We start from the raw sequence: 1,443 nt of genomic DNA, 5'->3' as shown, positions 1-1,443 counted from the left end.
GCCTTGATCACAGTTGTCCTTACTCTTTCAATTCATCAATAGCAGCCTCGACTTCGAGACGCTCCTTGCCACCGCCATACACCAGCGAAATATTTTCCGCCACCAGCACGCGCGAGTTCGCGCGCCGCGACCGCATAGTCCGGCGACACGCCCGCGTTGGCGCCACAATACACACATAAAGCCTTGATCACAGTTGTCCTTACTCTTTCAATTCATCAATAGCAGCCTCGACTTCGAGACGCGCGCGCTTTGGCGTAGTCGCCATCGGCGCGGCTGGCGCCCAGCGCCGCCTTGGCCAGCGCGCTTTCCGCCTGCAGGGTGTCGCTGCGGGAACCGAGTCCCCGCTCGGCACGGCGGCGCGTCGCCGCCACTGTTTCCTGCGCCAGCGCCTGGTATTCGCGCCGCATGCGCGCGCTCGCTTGCGCCGTCTGCGCGTCGACATACGCGCTGACGGTCGTCGCCAGCGTCTGTTGCAGCACGGCGTCGTGGCTGGCCAGCGCCGCGTCGAGCAAGGCTTGCGCAGAGCGCTGGCCCGCCGCGCGGCCGCCAAAGTCGAACAGGCGCCAGGAAAAGTTCAGTGACGCCGTATTGCTGTTCAAGCTGCTGGCAGCCGTGTCGGCGCCCGGATAGGCGGTGCGGTCATGCACGCGGCTCAGGCCCGCGTTCAGCGTCGGCAGGTAGGCGCTCCTGGCCTCGCCCAGGCCGGCCGCCTGCAGCCGGATGCCGGCCCAGGCGCCATGCACCTGCGGGTTATGGCACAGGGCCAGGTCGACGGCCAGCGCCAAGGTCAAGGGCACGGCCCCGTCCCAGGATGGCGGGCATGGCGCGGCGGCGCTGTCTCCCGGCAGCATGCGGTCGCCCTCGGCCAGCTGCGGCTGCGCGCGCAGGGGATCGTCGAGGAAGCGCGACAGATCGCCGGCCAGCGCGGGCGGCGCTGCCAGCAAGCCGATGGCGACGGCGACGGCAAAGGCAAAGGCAATGGTGAAGGCGAAGGGGCGCGCACTAGCGTTCATGCAGCGCCTCCTTCTGGTGCCGCACCAGCGGTGACAGCACATATTCGATCACCCGCCGCGTGCCCGTGCGGATCTCCGCGCGCACCGCCATGCCGGCCGACAGCGGCACCGGCTTGCCATCGATGACGATGGCCGGCTGGCGCAGCGTGATCCTGACGGCATACACGGGGCCCTTTCGGTCATCTTCGACGGCGTCGCGCGAAACGCTGCTGACGACGGCCGGCACGGTGCCATATTTTGTGTAGTCGAAGGCGTCGACCTTGACGGCGACCGCCTGGCCTTCCTGCACGAAGCCGGCGTCGCGGTTTTCCAGCACGGCGTCGATTTCCAGCCTGCCCTGGCGCGGCACGATCTGCATCAGCGCCTGCGCGGCGGGCACCACGCCGCCCACCGTATGCAATTTGAGCTGCTGCACCGTGCCGTCGACGGG

Annotated in this window: 2 protein-coding genes; both read right to left on the bottom strand. The window is 68.2% G+C overall.

Annotated features, from left to right (window positions below):
• Positions 1–215: 215 nt before the first annotated feature.
• Positions 216–1,013, bottom strand: a complete 798-nt coding sequence (locus tag JaAD80_RS29310; RefSeq protein ID WP_180979667.1) for a TolC family protein — start codon at positions 1,011–1,013, stop codon at positions 216–218.
• Positions 1,003–1,443: HlyD family efflux transporter periplasmic adaptor subunit (locus JaAD80_RS29305; RefSeq protein ID WP_146012627.1), on the bottom strand; the 441-nt coding region annotated here is incomplete at its 5' end. The genes JaAD80_RS29305 and JaAD80_RS29310, both read right to left, overlap by 11 nt.

This window comes from Janthinobacterium sp. AD80 (genome assembly GCF_002878455.1).
In the GTDB taxonomy this organism is placed as follows: domain Bacteria; phylum Pseudomonadota; class Gammaproteobacteria; order Burkholderiales; family Burkholderiaceae_D; genus Janthinobacterium.
This window is presented reverse-complemented; position numbering and strand designations above follow the sequence as displayed.